Annotated in this window: 1 protein-coding gene; it reads left to right on the top strand. The window is 31.4% G+C overall.

Annotated elements, in window-relative coordinates:
• Positions 1-203 (top strand): hypothetical protein (locus tag ACY2RU_RS17865; RefSeq protein WP_490139844.1); only part of this gene is annotated, 203 nt, incomplete at its 5' end.
• Positions 204-318: the final 115 nt, after the last annotated feature.

The raw sequence follows: 318 nt of genomic DNA, 5'->3' as shown, positions 1-318 counted from the left end.
TGAAAAAAATTAAAGGAAAAATTCATCAAAATTTTAGCGATTCGGATAAAACTTCGTTTGCTCCAAAAAGGAAAAAAACTAAAATAATTTGGTGGATTTATCAAACTCGTAACTTCCGCAGAAAACAAAGATTTCTTTTCACAAAATCTAAAAAGAGTGAACGAAAACAAATAAATAAAACCACTGTAGGTAACAACGTATAAGGCCAATGGCTAGTTTTGTTATAACTCCTACTCTAGCCTTTTAAAAAAATGCTATCTTTAATTCCGATACAACACGCAAACAAAGGCAGCCACAAGCCTTATACAAACACGTTAG

Source organism: Ulvibacter sp. 2305UL32-6 (assembly GCF_058148545.1).
This window is presented reverse-complemented; position numbering and strand designations above follow the sequence as displayed.